Here is a 16,517-nt window from a genome sequence, read left to right as displayed (position 1 = left end):
GGCGTGTCAGTCCCTGAATATTCAACTGAACCACCGCTTTCGCAGGCAAGCCAGCTCCCACATTTTGTTTGTCGTATGGCGAATATCGCGATTTGCTGATGCCCACCCTCAAACCGGCTTTACTCAAGCCACATCCCACCACTCATCTGCGAAATTGTTTCAAAACTTGACGGCACACCCTTCCTCCACCATATTGATAGTTAGCAAACTAACTGTATGCGAACTATCCAGTGCCTCAATCCCTCGAACAACTCCAGATGAGCCTCAGCAGCAGCATGGTGGTGGGCGCCCGTAATTGGCGCAAAATCTGCCAGACCACGCTGGTCAGCTATGGCATCTCCGAAGCCTGCGCCGTGCCGTTGTTGATGATCGGTCGCTTGGGCGACGGTGTGCACCAGGTCAAGGTCGCTCAGGCCTCCGGTATGGAAAGCCCATCACTGGTGCGCCTGCTCGACCGGCTGTGCGGTGACGGTTACGTCTGCCGCACCGAAGACATCCACGACCGCCGCGCCAAGGCCCTGAGCCTTACCGAGCGTGGCCGTGAGTTGGTGCAGGCGGTGGAAGCGCAACTGGTGCGCCTGCGCAAAGACGTGTTGGCAGATATCGCCCCTGACGATCTGCAAGCCGCACTGCGCGTACTGCGCGCCTTCGAAGCGGCTGAGGCTGTGTCGTCTTGAACGGATTTTTTACCGGCTTCCCGCCTGCCCGCGATTGGTTCTACGGGGTGCGTACCTTCGCCGCGTCGATGATCGCGCTGTACATCGCCATGCTCATGCAAATGCCGCGTCCGTACTGGGCGATGGCCACGGTGTATATCGTCTCCAGCCCGTTTGTCGGCCCTACCAGTTCCAAAGCCCTGTACCGCGCCATCGGCACCTTGATGGGCGCGGCGGCGGCGGTGCTGTTTGTGCCGATGTTCGTGCAGTCACCCTACATTCTGGTGGTGGTGATTGCGCTGTGGACGGGCACCTTGCTGTTCTTGTCCATGCACCTGCGCACCGCGAATAACTATGCCCTGATGCTGGCCGGCTACACCTTGCCGCTGATTGCCCTGCCGGTGGTGGATAACCCTTTGGCGGTCTGGGATGTGGCGGAGGCGCGTACCGAAGAAATCTTCCTCGGCATTGCGGTCGCGGCGGTGGTGGGCGCGATGTTCTGGCCCCGGCGCCTGATGCCGGTGTTCGATGGCTCGGTGGCCAAGTGGTTCAGCGACGCCCAGGTCTACAGCCAGCGCTTTCTCAGCCGCAAGGTCGACCCCGAAGAGGTCAGCAACCTGCGCGGCGGCATGGTCGCCACTTTCAATACCCTCGAATTGATGATCGGCCAACTGCCCCACGAAGGCGCGCGCCCGCAGACGGTGCGCAACACCAAGGAACTGCGCGGGCGCATGATTCACCTGCTGCCAGTGATCGACGCATTGGATGATGCGGTGTACGCCATTGAGCACCGGGCGCCGGAGTTTCTCGATCAGCTCACGCCGTTGCTGGAAGAAGCCAGCGCCTGGCTGCAAAGCACCACCGAAGCCGCGCCACTGGAAAGCTGGCGCCTGCTGCGCGACAAGATCGACGCCGCTCAACCCCAGGGCGAAGCGCTGGATGACCGTCATACGTTGCTGTTCTCCAACGCGCTGTACCGCCTGGGCGAATGGGTCGACCTGTGGCAAGACTGCCGCAGCCTGCAAGCCGCCATCCAATGCGAAAGTCAGGACACCTGGCGCGCTGTTTACCGGCACTGGCGCCTCGGCCGGCTCACGCCGTTCCTCGACCGTGGGCTGATGTTCTACTCGGCGTTCTCCACCGTGACCGCGATCATCGTCGCCTCGGTGCTGTGGATTCTGCTGGGCTGGACCGATGGTGGCAGCGCCGTGATCCTTGCCGCCGTCGCCTGCAGCTTTTTCGCCTCGATGGACGATCCGGCGCCGCAGATCTATCGGTTCTTTTTCTGGACCGCCATGTCGGTGCTGTTCGCCAGCCTGTATCTGTTTCTGGTGCTGCCCAACCTGCATGATTTCCCCATGCTGGTGCTGGCCTTCGCCGTGCCGTTTATTTGCATCGGTACCCTCACGGTGCAGCCACGGTTTTACCTGGGCATGTTGCTGACGCTGGTGAACACCTCTTCGTTCATCAGCATCCAGGGCGCCTATGACGCGGACTTTCTCAACTTCGCCAACGTCAACCTGGCCGGGCCCGTTGGCCTGCTGTTCGCGTTCGTGTGGACGTTGATCGCCCGACCCTTTGGCGCTGAATTGGCGGCCAAGCGCCTCACCCGTTTCAGCTGGCGCGACATCGTCAGCCTCACCGAGCCCGCCACCCTGGCCGAGCACCGGCACATGGCCGTACAAATGCTCGACCGCCTGATGCAACACCTGCCGCGCCTGGCCCTCACCGGCCAGGACACCGGCATCGCTCTGCGCGACCTGCGCGTGGCGCTGAACCTGCTCGACCTGCTGGCCTACTCGCCACGCATCCTCGGTGTGCCACGGGTGTTGCTCAACCAAGTGGTGGAAGGCGTGGGCGGTTACTTCAAGGCCTGCCTCAAGGCGGGTGAACGCTTGCCCGCGCCCAGCGGTCTGCTGATGACCCTGGACCGCACGCGCCGCGCCCTCAATGGCCAGGGCCTGCAAGACGAAGACGACACGCGCCTGCATCTGCTGCACGCCTTGGCCGGCCTGCGTCTGGCGCTGTTGCCCGGTGTGGAGTTCATTGGCGGTACAGAGATGGAAGCGCCGTTACCTGATGGAGCGCCTTTATGATCGGTGACCTGGATATCAGCGGGGTGTTCCTGCCTACGCTGCTGGTGCTGATGGGCATTACTTATGTGTTGTTTCTGGTGGTGCACGGGCTGTTGACGCGCATGCACTTCTATCGCCTGGTCTGGCACCGGGCATTGTTCAATGTGGGGCTGTACGCGCTGTTGCTGGGCGCGGTGGACTCACTCAGTCGATATTTGATGACATGAAAAAACCTTTTTTGACTATCGGCCGTGTCGTCCTGACGTTGTTGATCGTGAGTTTCGCGGTCGTCGTTGTGTGGCGCATGGTCATGTACTACATGTTTGCGCCCTGGACCCGTGACGGCCACATCCGTGCCGACATCGTGCAGATCGCCCCGGACGTTTCCGGGCTGATCCAGCGCGTGGACGTGCGCGACAACCAGTTGGTGACCAAGGGCCAGGTGCTCTTCGCCGTCGACCAGGACCGCTTCAAGCTGGCCCTGCGCCAAGCCCAGGCCGCCGTGGCCGACCGCCAGGAAACCCTGGCCCAGGCCCAGCGCGAATACAAGCGTAACCGTGGCCTTGGCAACCTGGTGCCCAGCGAGCAACTGGAAGAGAGCCAGTCCCGCGTCGCCCGCGCCCAATCGGCCCTGGCCGAAGCGCAAGTGACAGTGGACTCCGCCCAACTCAACCTCGACCGCTCGGTGATTCGCAGCCCTGTGGACGGCTACGTCAACGACCGCGCACCGCGTACCCAGGAGTTCGTCACCGCCGGGCGCCCGGTGCTGTCGGTGGTGGACAGCAATTCCTTCCACATCGACGGCTATTTCGAAGAGACCAAGCTCGACGGCATCCACGTCGGCATGGGCGTGGACATCCGTGTGATCGGCGATAACGCGCGCCTGCATGGCCACGTGCAGAGCATCGTCGCCGGTATCGAAGACCGCGACCGCAGCAGCGGCTCCAATCTGTTGCCCAACGTTAACCCGGCGTTCAGTTGGGTGCGCCTGGCCCAGCGGATCCCCGTGCGCATTGCCTTCGATGACGTGCCGGCGGACTTTCGCATGATCGCCGGGCGCACGGCGACGGTGTCGATCATTGACGACAAAGTTAAAGACGGGGGCAAACCATGAAGCGGCTTCTGGCAACCGCTTCCCTGGGGTTGTTGCTGTCGGCCTGCCAAGTTGTAGGCCCGGATTACAAACTGCCGGAACAGGCCGCAGTCAACCGTGGCGACCTGCAAGGGCCGATCATGGGTGAAGGCAAAAACGTGGTGTCGGCACCGGTGCCGGCGGATTGGTGGAAGCTGTACAAAGACCCGCGCCTGGACGAACTGGTACGCCAGGCCATGGCCTCCAACACCGACCTGCGCGTGGCCGCCGCCAACCTGCAGCGCTCCCGTTATCAGGTGCAGCAGGCCGAATCCGCTGGCGGCTGGAGTGCCGGCGTCAAGGCCGAGGCCCAGCGTTTGCAGGAGTCTGGAGAGGCCTTCTTGCTGCCGGACAAAGTCCCGGTGGGCAATATCGGTAGCGTCGGGATTACCACGTCCTATCAATTCGACCTGTTCGGCACCTTGCAGCGTGGCATCGAAAGCGCCCAGGCCAGCGCCGACGCCACCCAGGCTGCGGCGGATATCGCCCGCATCACCCTGGTGGCCGATGTGGTGCGCTCCTATACCCAGGTGTGCGCGGCCAACGAAGAGCTGGCGATTGCCAACGAGTCCCTCGACCTGCAAGCCCAGAGCACCAAACTGACCCAGCGCTTGCGGGATGCCGGGCGCGGCGACGAAACCCAGGTGACTCGCTCGCAAACCCAATACAAATCCCTGCGCGCCGACATACCGCGCTATGAAGCCTCGCGTCAGGCCGCGCTGTTTCGGCTGTCGATGTTGCTGGCCAAACCTGTCGACCAACTGCCAGCCGGCACGGGCACCTGCGCTGAGCTGCCGCATATCGCTCAACTGCTGCCGGTAGGCGATGGCGCGACATTGCTCAAACGCCGTCCCGATGTACGCCAGGCCGAACGCCAGCTGGCCGCCGCCACCGCACGCATCGGTGTGGCGACCGGCGCGTTGTACCCGGATATCAGCATCGGCGCCACGGTCGGCACCGTCGGCTTGCTGGAAAACCTCGGCACGCCTGCCACCAACCGCTGGGGCTTTGGCCCGATGATCAGCTGGACTGTACCGACCAACGGCGCCCGCGCCCGCGTGCATGAAGCCGAAGCCGCGACCCAGGGCGCCCTGGCCCACTTCGACGGCGTGGTGCTCAACGCCATCCGCGAAACCCAGACCGGCCTGGCCCAATACACCGCCGTGTTGCAACGCCGCGACGCCCTGGCCGACGCCGAACAGTCGGCCCGAGAAGCGGCGGGCCAGACCCACCGCTTCTTTCAGGCCGGCCGCGAATCCTTCCTGGCCGACCTGCAAGCCACGCGCACCTACACCGATATGCGTGCGCAATTGGCGGCGGCCAACACCCAGGTTGCCATGAGCCAGATCGACCTGTTCCTGGCCCTGGGCGGCGGTTGGGAAAGCGGACGAACGCAAGGGCAAAAACCCGGCAAACCGTGAGGTGATTGCTATGCTTTCTTGGGTGAGGCCCGCTGGCGCCTCACCCGACAAAGCTCGCGTTTGCTCATGGGGATTCCAAGAATGAAAAACCCTTATGCTCCCGCTTTCTGGTGCGTGCTCTTCGCACTGGTTTTGTTATCGGCCGCGTATTTTTACGGCGTCATGCTCGCCCATCAATTCGACAAGGCGATGGTGTTCCTCGACAGCGCCTGCCTGGTGATCGGCACCTTGTCCATCGGCGTGGTGGCCTGGGCGTCGTATCAAAACCAGCGGGTGAAGAAAAAACTCCTCGAGCAGGGCAAGACCCGCGTGGCGATCTGGGACACCAAGGTCGCCCTGCGCCGCGTCGAAACCGTGTTCGACCGCTATTTCTGGGGCAGTTACTGGCAGCCGGGGCGCACGTTCCAGGAAGTCATGGGCGACCTCACCGGCACGCCGCTGGAAAAAAGCCTCGAAGTCCTGAAAAAACAATGTGTGCTGCTGGATCGGCAGGTTGCCGACGGTAGGCACTGGCTGGATAACGCGCGGGAATTGTCCGACGTGGCCACGCAAATGGCCCGCGAGCGCTACCAGCTGGACTTTTGCGACCCCAAGGCCGACACCCCTGGCAATGCCGTGATACATCGCGAGTTCGAGGTGCTGGTGTACACCTGGACCGCACGCTTGAAGAGTTTTGATCACCAACTGGATGAAGTCGAACAGGAGTACTCCTGAACTCCTGCTGAACTGATCCCTCTGAAAGGTTGGGCCGTTTACGCCCGCCAGTGCTAATCTTCCCCCGTTTTCGGCGGGCTTGAGCCAATCCCCTCAGGGGTTCAAGGAAGACAGCCCACTTCTCACAGGATTTGATCAGGTCACTTCATGAATAAGCCAGCCGTTGTTTTCTTGGGTTTTGTTGTCGCCGTCGGCGCCGTCAGTGCGGGCGGTGCCTGGTACACCGGTAAACAACTGGAGCCGGTCCTGCAAACCGCTATCCAGAGCGCCAATAAAGAACTGCAGACCTCCATGGCCGGCGTCGATGGCAGCGTGACCCTGGAGCTGGTGTCCCTGGACCGTGGCGTGTTCAGCAGCACCGCGCACTATCGCCTCAAAGGCCAAGGCAGCGTGTTCGGCGAAGACAACCCGAACCCCGAATTGCTGTTCGTCGACCATATCGAACACGGCCCGCTGCCGTTCTCGCGCCTGGTGACCCTCAAGTGGTTGCCGGTCATGGCCACCAGTCACTACGAACTGGAAAAGAACCCCACCACCGAAAAATGGTTCGCCGCCAGCAAAGACGTGTCGCCGCTCAAAGGCGTGGCGAATATCGGCTATAGCCGTTCGGTCAGCGGCAACATCGAATTGCTGCCCCTGGAGTTCAAGGACGCCACTTCCTCGGTGAGCTTCTCCGGCGCCAACCTCAACTTCGACAGCAGCGCCGAAGGCCAGAAGGTCAAGGCCGAAGGCTTCATGAACAGCCTCAAGGTTGCCGCAGTGGACGCCGAAGGCGCACCGTTCGAAGCGGAGCTGGCCGGCCTGACCGTCGCCAGCAACCTGGAAAAAACCACCTTCGGTTTCTACACCGGCCAGAACACTGTGGAGCTGACCGACACCAAGGTCACCTTCGGCCCGCAGAAAGCCGTGCTGACCCTCAAGGGTTTCGAGCAGAAAGACTCCAGCGAAACCAAGGACAACAACCTGGCTGGCCGCGTCGACTACAAGATCGACGAGATCGGCTACCAGGGCAAAGCGGTAGGCTCGGCCGCCATGGCCGTGAGCATGAAGAACGTCGACATTCCGGCGATGCTGGTGCTGACCAAGCTCTACCAGGACAAGATGCAACCGGTGCAAGCTGCCGCTGCTGCCGGTCAACCGGTGCCGGAGCTGCAAATGACCGAAGCCGAGCAAGCCCTGGCTGAAGCCAATGTCAACCAGGTGCTGGCCGCCAAGCCGCAACTGGCCGTGGAAAACTTGTCGCTCAAAACCACCCGTGGCGAAAGCAAGTTCAACCTGGTGGTGGACCTGACCAAGCCAACGTCCATGGAGCTGCCGCCGGTTGAACTGGGCAAGCAAATGGTCTCGCTGCTGGATGCCAACCTGACCCTGTCCAAGCCGATGATCAGCGACGTGGCGGCCCTGCAAGCCCAGGTGGGCGGCGTGACCGACCCGCAAGCCATCGAACAGCAATCGCAGATGGCGGCCGAGATGGTCAGCAGCATGGCGGTCGGTACTCAACTGGCGACCCTGGTGGGCACCGACGTGGTTTCCAAGCTGCACTACGCCAACAACGAGGTGACCTTCAACGGCCAGAAGATGACCGTTGAGCAGTTCCTCAGCTTTGTGATGTCCAAAGCCGGTGCGGTCAGCGGCGCCCAATAAACCTGAAATGCGATAAAAAAATGTGGGAGCTGGCTTGTGTGGGAGCTGGCTTGCCTACGATAGCATCGCCCCGGTCTGGCTGAACGACCGAGGTGCCTGCATCGCGGGCAAGCCCGGCTCCCACACAAACCAGGCTCCCACTTTTGTTTTGTGTGAGGGCAAAAAATCGCGATCGTACAATTCTGAACAATTGTTCTGAATTGTGCTTCCCCCTACTTCCCTAAGGGATAGTTCCTACAGGAAAGCTAGGTCGGGCCCCGAGACGCCGACACCCTGAAGCGTTTCGTTCAGGACCATCTATCGTTAGAGCTTTCCGTGTGTAAGGAAGCTCACGACATGCTGCGAAACCACCCCTACAGTGCCTCAGGCCGGTTGCGTCTGCTTATCGGAGCCGCACTGTGCAGCCAATTGCTGGTCCCAGGCCTTGCATTTGCCGACCCTGCCTACGACGCCCTGATCATCCAGGCCCGCAACGGTCACTTCACGCCGGCGCTGACCCAACTGCGCCAACTCTCCGCCGAACGCCAGACCCCAGGCCAGGTCAGCGACCACCTGGTGATCGCCGGCTGGGCCGGGCAAGACGCCGAAGTGCTCCAGGTTTACGAGGCGCAAGGCAAGCATCGCAACCTCACCATCCAGGCACTCGCCACGGTGGCGCGCACTTATCGCAATCAAAAGCAGTGGGCTCAGGCCGAAGCGGTCTATCGCCAGGCGCTGCTGCGTGAACCCAATAACGTCGACCTGCAACTGGGCCAGGCCCTCACCCAGGCCGATGGCGGCAAAGCCAACGAGGCGGTGCAACGCCTGCGCACGCTGGTGGCGGCCCAACCCAATGACCCCAACCGCCGCATGGCCCTGGGATATGCGCTGACACGTGCCGGCCTGAACTACGACGCGCTGTTCGAATTCGACCAAGCCTTTATCCGCGCCGGTGACAAACCCGAAGTGGCCCGTGAATACATCGTTGCCCTGCAAAAGGCGCGGCTGCCGGAGCCGGCACTGCGCCTCTCGTCCAAGCGCCCGGGGTTGGTGGACGCCGTCACCCAGCGCCGCCTCGAAGGTGACCTTGCCGCCGAGCGTGTGCGCATGGCTGAGTTCGCCACGCGCAGCGAGAAGGAACGCTACGTCATCGCAGACCGTGCCCTGCAGGACTACGACAAACTGATCAGCCGCTGGGCGCCGGACGCCACAGCCAAGGACGATGTCATCCGCTGGCGCATTGACCGCCTGGGCGCGCTCAAGGCGCGAGCACGGCATGCCGAGGTGATCCGCGATTACCAGACCCTCACCGGCGAAGGCGTGCAACTACCTACCTACGCGTTGCGTTGGGTCGCCGGGTCTTACCTGGAACAGCGCCAGCCGGAAAAGGCCGAGCCGTTGTACCGCCAGGTACTGACCGCCCCCGACACCGATGCCAGCTATCGGGTCGATGACAGTACGGCGCTGTTCTACGCCTTGTTGGAAAGCGACAAGGTCGAAGAGGCCCGCCAGGTCGCCAACAACCTGGCCAAGGAGCAAAACCCCCGCGTTGAGCTCAAGGGCTTGCCCATTGGTAACCCCAATGACAACTGGATGGACGCCCAACAATTATCCGCCCAGGCCGGTACCTATGGCGGTGACTTGCCCGGCAGCGAGGCCAGCCTGGAAGCGCTGGTGGCCAAGGCACCGGGCAACGTGGGTCTGCGCCTGGCCCAGGCCGACATGTACCGCGCCCGCGACTGGCCGCGTCGCGCCGAAGGCACGCTCAAGGAAACCGAAACCCAGGCTCCCCGCGATATCGGCCTGGAAGTCTCCCAGGCCTATACCGCCATGGACTTGCAAGAATGGCGGCAGATGGACGCGCTCACCAACGACGTGCTCGCCCGTAACCCGGACAACCGTCAGGTGCAGCGCCTGAGCCGCCTGCGCGATGTGCACGACATGGCCGAGTTGCGTGTCGAGGCCTACACCGGCAAGAGCTACGGTGGCGGCAATAACAACGACGCTGGTGCCGTCTCCGGCAGCCGAGACTGGGGCATTGAAAGCGTGATCTACACCCCTCCCATCGACGAAGATTGGCGCCTGTTCGCCGGTGCCGGCTATGCCACCGCCGACTTCCAGGAGGGCACTGGCCAACATCGCTGGCAGCGCGTGGGCGTGGAGCGTCGCACCCGTGACATGACCATCGAAGCCGAAGTGTCCAACCATTCCTATGGCGACGGTTCCAAGCAAGGCGCCAGCGTGTCGATTGCCCGCGACATCAACGACCACTGGCAATACGGCGGCAGCCTTGGTTATTTGCTCAGCACCACGCCGTTGCGGGCTCTGAATGACGGTGTCACAGCCAACGGCGGCAGCGGTTTTATCCGCTGGCGCGCCAACGAAAGCCGCGAGTGGAAACTGACCCTCAGCCCGTCCCATTTCAGCGACGGCAACGACCGCTTCGAAGCCTTGCTCACCGGCCGCGAAGGCCTATACAGCTCGCCCCATGTGCAAGTGGACCTGGGCCTGGAAGTGGGCGCCAGCCGCAACAGCAAGGAAGACACCGTGTACTTCAACCCGAAGTCGGACTTCACGGTGTTGCCCATGATCAACGTCAATCACGTGCTCTATCACCGCTACGAAACCCAGTGGAGTCAGCAGTTCCAAATCGGCGCGGGTACCTACAGCCAGCGTGACTACTCCACCGGCGGTATTGGCCTGATTGGCTACGGCCAACGCTATCGCTGGAATGACGTACTGGAAATGGGCGCCAACCTCAGCCTGATCAGCCGACCTTATGACGGTGATCGCGAACGCGATCTGCGCCTGCTCGTCGACCTCACTTACCGTTTCTAAAAGAGCCTGACCATGACCGTCCTCAGCCGTTGCTTGTTGGTCCTGGGTGTAATGCTGGCCGCCGCCTGCGCCCAACAACCCGCGCCCTACACTCCACCCGCCGAACGGCCGATAGCGCCCAACGAAGCGCCGTGGCCGAAGAACCACTTCCTGGGCATTGCCTATCACGACGTAGAGGATCGCGACCCCGATCAAGCCGTGGTGGCGGTGCGCACCGAGCGTTTGATCGAGCAGCTGGCGTGGCTGCGGGAGAATGGCTACCAGGCGGTCAGCGTCGATCAGATCCTGGCGGCCCGGCGCGGCGGCCCGGCATTGCCACCCAAGGCGGTGATGCTCAGCTTCGATGACGGTTATTCCAGCTTCTACACCCGCGTGATGCCGATTCTGCGTGCTTATCACTGGCCGGCTCTGTTGGCCCCGGTGGGGTCCTGGATCGACACGCCGTTGAATCAACCGGTGGATTTTGCCGGTACACCACGGCCACGTGGAGAATTCCTGACGTGGCAGCAGATTCGCGAAGTGTCCCAATCCGGCCTGGTGGAAATTGCCGCCCACACCGATGCCAACCACAAGGGCATCCTCGCCAACCCCCAGGGCAACCTGGAACCGGCCGCCACCACGCGAAGTTTTGATCCCAAGACCAACGGCTACGAAAGCGAAGCGCAGTTCCAGGCGCGTATGCGGGCTGACGTCGCCGCGATTTCGAACAAAATCCGTACCGTCACCGGCAAGGCGCCGCGTGTGTGGGTGTGGCCGTATGGGGCGGCCGATGGCACCTCGTTGGCGGTAGTCGGCGAGCACGGCTACGAGATGGCGCTGACCCTGGAAGACGGGCTCGATGACCTCGGCAACCTGATGAACAGCCCGCGCTTTCTGGTGGCCTCCGACCCGGACGGCGAGCATTTTGCCAACAGCATGGCGGCCGTGCAGACCAAAGCGCCGATGCGCGTGCTGCACGTAGACCTGGACAACGTGTACGACCCCGACCCGGCCCAACAGGCGCGCAACCTCGACGTGCTGGTTCAGCGCGTGGTGGACATGGGCGCCGGCACCGTCTTCCTGCAAGCCTTTGCCGACCCCAAGGGCGACGGCCTGGTGCATTCGCTGTACTTCCCCAACCGGCACCTGCCGATGCGTGCCGACCTGTTCAACCGGGTCGCCTGGCAGTTGCACACCCGCGCCCATGCCAGTGTGTACGCCTGGATGCCGGTGCTGAGTTTTGCCCTCGACCCCAAGCTGCCGCGTGTCACCCGCTGGGACCCGAAAACCGGCCAGATCGGCCCCGACCCGGATCAATACAAACGCCTGTCGCCATTTGATCCCAAGGTGCGGCAGGTCATCGGTGAGATCTACCAAGACCTGGCGCGTGTAGGGCCGATTGACGGCATCCTTTACCACGATGATGCGGTGTTCAACGACTTCGAAGACGCCAGCCCCGCAGCACTCAAGGCCTATGCGGCCCAAGGCCTGCCGGACAGCATCGCCGCCCTGCGTGCCGACCCGGCCGTGATGCAGCGCTGGACCCGTTTCAAAAGCCGCTACCTGATCGACTTCACCCATGAGCTCACCGCCAAGGTTCGCGCCATCCGTGGGCCGCAGGTACTCACCGCGCGCAATATCTTCGCCGAGCCGATGCTCAACCCCGGCAGCGAAACCTGGTTCGCGCAGAACCTCGATGACTTCCTCCAGGCCTATGACTGGACCGCGCCGATGGCCATGCCGTTGATGGAAGGCCAGGAAGTGAAAACCTCCAACGCCTGGCTGGAAAAACTCATCGCCACGGTCAAGACGCGCCCCGGCGCGATGCAAAAAACCATCTTCGAATTGCAAGCCAAAGACTGGCGCACCCAGGCCGCACCGGATATCAGCGCTGAGCAACTGGCAGAGTGGATGGGTGTACTCAAACGCCAGGGCGTCACCAGTTTCGGCTACTACCCGGACAACTTCCTGGAAAACTCCCCGGACTTGAAGACCATCCGTCCGGCCCTCTCCAACCAATGGAACCCTTGATCATGGTTGACAGAATCCTGGCTCTATTCGTGTTGGCACTGGTACTGGGCTTGCCCCTGGGCCTGATCTTCCTGGTGACCGGGCAGTTCCTGATGGACTTCGTGTTCTTCTACCCGTTGTTCATGTCGGCGCTGTGGATCGCCGGTGGCCTGTATTTCTGGCTGCACTGGGAACGCCACTGGCCGTGGGAAGAAGACACGCCGGCGCCGACCCTGGCCGGCGAGCCGCTGATCTCGATCATCATCCCTTGCTACAACGAGGGCGATAACGTCGCTGACACCATTGGCGCGGCCCTCGGCCAGGTGTACCCGAACATCGAAGTGATCGCCGTCAACGACGGCTCCAGCGACAACACCGCCGCAGTTCTCGATGCCCTGGCGTTGCAACACCCGCGCCTGCGCGTGCTGCACCTGGCGCAGAACCAGGGCAAGGCCGTGGCCCTGCGCATGGGCGCCGTGGCCGCCCGCAGCGAATACCTGGTGTGCATCGACGGCGATGCCTTGCTCGACAAAAACGCGGCCGCCTACATGGTCGCGCCGATGCTCGACAACCCGCGCCTGGGGGCCGTCACCGGCAACCCACGCATTCGTACCCGCTCGACCCTGATCGGCCGGGTGCAGGTGGGCGAGTTCTCCTCGATCATCGGTTTGATCAAGCGTACCCAGCGGGTATTCGGTCGGATCTTCACGGTCTCCGGTGTGGTGGTGGCGTTTCGCAAGAAGGCGCTGGACCGCATCGACTACTGGAGCACCGACATGATCACCGAGGACATCGATGTCAGTTGGAAGCTGCAACTCGATCACTGGGCGATCTTCTACGAGCCGCGCGCCCTGTGCTGGATCCTCATGCCCGAAACCGTCGGCGGCCTGTGGAAACAACGCCTGCGTTGGGCCCAGGGTGGCGCCGAAGTGCTGTTCAAGAACATCCGTGGTATCTGGCAATGGCGCCACCGCTACCTGTGGCCGCTGCTGTTCGAGTACTGCCTGTCTACCGGTTGGGCCTTCACCTTCCTGCTGTCGGTGATCTTCTGGGCCGTGGGTAAATTCGTCACGCTGCCGGCGGCGATCACCGTGAGCTCTTTGGTGCCGCCCGCGTTTACCGGGCTGGTGCTCGCCATGGTGTGTCTGTTGCAGTTTGCGGTGAGCATCCTGATCGACCGGCGCTACGAAAAAGACCTGTGGAAAACCCTGTTCTGGACCGTGTGGTACCCGATGGTGTTCTGGCTGGTGAGCCTGTTCACCACCCTGGTCAGCTTTCCCAAGGTGTTGTTCAACCAGCATCAGAAACGCGCACGCTGGGTCAGCCCGGACCGCGGTATCAAACCTGCTCAAGAGGAGGCGTGATCATGAAACTGGTCAGAACTCGCCAAAACACACTGATGTGGATCGTCGATGTGCTGCTGACCCTGCTGGCCTGGGGTGGGTTGATCTGGCTGCTGGCGCGAGGCATCAGCGCCATGCTTGAAACCCACGGCGGCCCACGCATCGAGGCGCCTATCTTTGCTGCGCTCAACACCTTGCAGGTTTACCTGTGGATCGCGCTGTTCAATGCGCTGATCCTGATCAGTTGGGCGCGCTATCAGCAGCATCGCGGGCGCAAATTCGCTCAGCGCCGCGCCGAGGCCAATGCGCTGAGCGACCAGCACTTGAGTGAAAGCTTCAACTTGGGCGATGGCGACCTGGAACAACTGCGCCGCCCCGGCGTGCTGGTGATTCACAACGATGAAGAGGGCGGCGTCGAAGAAGTGAAATCCCACGTCTCCCGCGACGTCGAACGCCCCGGCCTGGCTCTGGTACCCGACAAAGACAAGGGCATTGGCTAGAGGTAAGTGAACGCAATGCTCAAAGCAATTGAAGCTCCAATGTGGGAGCGGGCTTGCCTGCGAAAGCGGTAGTGCAGTAAGAGTTGCAGTGACTGACATACCGTCTTCGCGGGCAAGCCCGCTCCCACAGGTAGTATTTCCACCCATAGCGTGCAGTGGTTCACTTCTCTTGTTGGAATTCCGATAAATGGGATCCAATTCACAAAACCCCCGCGAACTTTTCCCCCTTCTCCGGTACTAACCTAACTCGACGAACAACTGATGGCTAAGTAATGGCAGTCGGAAAGTCATTCGTCGAATCGCCATCAAAACAGTTGCCGCTTGTCGGAATAATTACTGCAAGTGCCCGACTTAAGCTCTTTTGATGAAAAATTATTATTAGTAATCAACAGGTTGGAAAGCTAATCAGTCGAGCGGCCCCACTTCGCCCGTTTCTAGGCGAGCTGGAAGTTCGATGTTAGTTTCGCGGCCCTTGATTTTCGATGGATCGAACATGTCTTCGTTATTGCCACGGACTCGGTTTCTTCTCTGCACGTTCCTGCTCACCTGCCTGAGCCTGAACAGTGCATCCGCCGCCCCCACGCCTGGCGATCAGGACTTGATCCGCGACCGGCAGAACCGCCTGCTCGAAGAGCAGCAGCGGCGCCTCCAGGAGCTGCAGGACCTGCCCGGCAAAGCGAACAAACCCCAAGCCCCGGCAACCCCTGCCGACACCCGTTGCTTCCCGATCAAAACCATCGAACTCAAAGGCGCCGACAGCCTTCCGGCGCCCGACCGCGAGCGCTTGCTCAAGCCCTACATCGGCCAGTGCCTGGGCGTGTCCCAGCTGAACGACCTGCTCAAAACCATCACCGACTACTACCTCGGCAAAGGCCGCGTCACCAGCCGTGCCTACCTGCCGCAGCAAGACCTCTCCACCGGCCATCTGCAAGTGCTGGTGGTGGAAGGCAAACTCGAAGCGTTGCGCAGCGCCGAAGGCAGCACGGTGACCGACCGCGAACTGGCCATGGCCTTTCCCGGCAAAGTCGGTGAAGCATTGAACCTGCGTGAAATCGAGCAACTGGTGGACCAGCTCAACCGCCTGCCGTCCAAACAAGCGCAGATGGAACTCACCCCCGGCAAGCAAATCGGCGGCAGCGACGTGGTGGTCAAGAACACCGCGCAAAAGCCCTGGCGTGCCAGCCTGTCGCGCAACAACGACGGGCAGAAAAGCACCGGCGAACAGCAATGGGGCGCTGGCCTTGAGTGGGACAGCCCACTGGGCCTGGGTGACCAACTGATGCTGCGCGGCGGCCATGACGCCATCAGCGACCACCAGAAAACCTCGAAAAACACCATGCTCTACTACAACCTGCCCTGGGGCTGGTGGAACTTCAGCTACACCTACAGCGAGAGCGACTACCGCACCTACGGCGTGACCGACGGCTTCAAATTCAAGCAGGACGGCGACAACCAGAACCACCAACTGCGCGCCGAGCGGGTGATCCATCGCGACGATGTGAGCAAGACCTCGGTCAACGTCGGCCTGGCGCACCTGCGCACCAACAACTACATCCTCGACGCACGCACCGAGGCCAGCAGCAACCGCCTCAGCGAACTGCAACTGGGCGTCAACCACGGTCGGCGCATCGGCAGTGCCTTCGTCAACCTGGACCTGGGCATGCAAAGCGGCATCGGCCTGCTCGACGCCCAGTCTCAAGACGAGCGTGACCCGCTCGGTCGGCGCCAGCCCAATTCGCGCTACCGCAAATACACCGCCACCGTCAGCTACCTGCAACCGTTCAGCCTGTGGGGCGAGTCGTTCAGCTTCAGCAGTTTGGCCACCGGCCAACGCAGCGAAGACATTCTGTTTTCGCCCCAGCGCATGAGCCTCGGCGGCTCGGCCTCGGTGCGCGGTTTCAAGGACCAGTTGCTGACCGGCGACAGCGGCGGCTACTGGCGCAACGAAGTGCGCTGGGCGCGCCCGGTGACCCTCGACTGGATGCGCCCGGCCTTCGCCGAGTACGGCGCCAGTGTCGGCTACGACCAAGGCGTGATCCGCAACGACCGCTACAACGACAACGTTCATGGCCGGGTGTCCAGCAACTCCCTGGAGCTGTTCGCCCGTGGCAAACACGTCAGCACCAGCGTGACCTTTGCCCATTCGTTAGAAAGACCCGGTGTGGTGACCGAGCGCGAAGCGCCGATCTACTTCCGCATGGATTTTTTCCTGTAATTCAACGCCCC

The 16,517-nt window shown here is 62.1% G+C and carries 12 protein-coding genes; all 12 read left to right on the top strand.

The window, feature by feature from the left end; genetic code table 11:
- The first annotated feature begins 257 nt into the window (after window positions 1-257).
- The 12 genes from AC07S6_RS24615 (at window position 258) to AC07S6_RS24560 (ending at window position 16,506) form a co-directional block, all read left to right on the top strand.
- Window positions 258-677 (top strand): MarR family winged helix-turn-helix transcriptional regulator, encoded by a 420-nt coding sequence (locus AC07S6_RS24615; protein WP_003187465.1) that lies wholly within the window; start codon window positions 258-260, stop codon window positions 675-677.
- A complete protein-coding gene (locus tag AC07S6_RS24610; RefSeq protein WP_495113235.1) occupies window positions 674-2,752 on the top strand; it encodes an FUSC family protein in 2,079 nt (692 codons plus the stop codon). The genes AC07S6_RS24615 and AC07S6_RS24610 overlap by 4 nt, the downstream gene beginning before the upstream one ends.
- Window positions 2,749-2,958, top strand: a complete 210-nt coding sequence (locus AC07S6_RS24605) for a DUF1656 domain-containing protein (protein WP_003187469.1) — start codon at window positions 2,749-2,751, stop codon at window positions 2,956-2,958. Before AC07S6_RS24610 ends, AC07S6_RS24605 begins: the two co-directional genes overlap by 4 nt.
- Complete coding sequence (locus AC07S6_RS24600; protein ID WP_014716386.1) at window positions 2,955-3,845, top strand: efflux RND transporter periplasmic adaptor subunit; 891 nt, start codon at window positions 2,955-2,957, stop codon at window positions 3,843-3,845. The genes AC07S6_RS24605 and AC07S6_RS24600 overlap by 4 nt, the downstream gene beginning before the upstream one ends.
- On the top strand, window positions 3,842-5,284 hold the full coding sequence (locus AC07S6_RS24595; protein WP_014716387.1) for an efflux transporter outer membrane subunit: 1,443 nt from the start codon (window positions 3,842-3,844) through the stop codon (window positions 5,282-5,284). Before AC07S6_RS24600 ends, AC07S6_RS24595 begins: the two co-directional genes overlap by 4 nt.
- Before the next feature lie 81 nt (window positions 5,285-5,365).
- The gene (locus tag AC07S6_RS24590) at window positions 5,366-5,998 is read left to right on the top strand and encodes an NADH:ubiquinone oxidoreductase subunit N (protein ID WP_495113234.1); all 633 of its coding nucleotides are present in this window, start codon (window positions 5,366-5,368) and stop codon (window positions 5,996-5,998) included.
- A gap of 147 nt (window positions 5,999-6,145) precedes the next feature.
- Window positions 6,146-7,642: a YdgA family protein gene (locus AC07S6_RS24585; RefSeq protein ID WP_003187474.1), complete on the top strand. Its 1,497-nt coding sequence runs from the start codon at window positions 6,146-6,148 to the stop codon at window positions 7,640-7,642.
- Between the two features lie 336 nt (window positions 7,643-7,978).
- Window positions 7,979-10,459 (top strand): poly-beta-1,6 N-acetyl-D-glucosamine export porin PgaA, encoded by a 2,481-nt coding sequence (gene pgaA, locus AC07S6_RS24580; RefSeq protein WP_495113233.1) that lies wholly within the window; start codon window positions 7,979-7,981, stop codon window positions 10,457-10,459.
- 12 nt (window positions 10,460-10,471) lie between these two features.
- Window positions 10,472-12,469 carry a poly-beta-1,6-N-acetyl-D-glucosamine N-deacetylase PgaB gene (gene pgaB, locus AC07S6_RS24575; RefSeq protein WP_495113232.1) on the top strand — a complete coding sequence of 666 codons (1,998 nt, stop codon included), beginning with the start codon at window positions 10,472-10,474 and terminating at the stop codon, window positions 12,467-12,469.
- 2 nt (window positions 12,470-12,471) lie between these two features.
- Window positions 12,472-13,812, top strand: a complete 1,341-nt coding sequence (gene pgaC, locus AC07S6_RS24570) for a poly-beta-1,6-N-acetyl-D-glucosamine synthase (protein WP_495113231.1) — start codon at window positions 12,472-12,474, stop codon at window positions 13,810-13,812.
- Between the two features lie 2 nt (window positions 13,813-13,814).
- Window positions 13,815-14,291: a poly-beta-1,6-N-acetyl-D-glucosamine biosynthesis protein PgaD gene (gene pgaD / locus AC07S6_RS24565; protein WP_495113230.1), complete on the top strand. Its 477-nt coding sequence runs from the start codon at window positions 13,815-13,817 to the stop codon at window positions 14,289-14,291.
- A 493-nt stretch (window positions 14,292-14,784) separates the two neighbouring features.
- A complete protein-coding gene (locus AC07S6_RS24560) occupies window positions 14,785-16,506 on the top strand; it encodes a ShlB/FhaC/HecB family hemolysin secretion/activation protein (protein WP_495113229.1) in 1,722 nt (573 codons plus the stop codon).
- Window positions 16,507-16,517: the final 11 nt, after the last annotated feature.

The sequence above is a fragment of the Pseudomonas sp. GW821-FHT07B01 genome (assembly GCF_059419065.1).
Note: the sequence above shows the minus strand (reverse complement) of the source record. Positions and strands in the feature narration are given on the sequence as shown.